The sequence below is a fragment of the Mitsuaria sp. WAJ17 genome (assembly GCF_014174515.1).
Lineage (GTDB): Bacteria > Pseudomonadota > Gammaproteobacteria > Burkholderiales > Burkholderiaceae_C > Roseateles_B.
Map to the genome: position 1 here is coordinate 1 of NZ_JACJUG010000170.1, position 312 is coordinate 312.

The following is a 312-nucleotide window of genomic DNA, read 5'->3' on the forward strand; positions in this document are numbered from 1 at the left end:
TCACATGGCTGGCGTAGGCATGCCAGCTGGTCTCACCTGCGGCCACCGCGTGATAGATGCCGCCGAGTTCGGGCCGCGCCAGCGTCGCGCGGATCATGTGTGCACTCAGGTCGGCCAGCAGGTCAGCCCCGGTGGGCGCACCGATCTGGTCGGCGATGACCTTCAACTGATCGCGCTCGGCTGCCAGGCGCAGCATGGTCTTGGCGAAGTTGCCGCCGCGCGCGGCGTAGACCCAGCTGGTGCGCAGGATCAGATGCGTGCAGCCGCTGGCGCGAATCGCCTGCTCGCCGGCCAGCTTGCTGCATCCATAGC

1 protein-coding gene is annotated in these 312 nt (G+C 68.3%); it reads right to left on the reverse strand.

Translation table 11 applies throughout. The features are described from left to right. Positions 1-312, reverse strand: a 312-nt coding sequence (locus tag H5407_RS23915; protein WP_183106951.1) for a sugar nucleotide-binding protein, incomplete at both ends; no start/stop codon positions are given.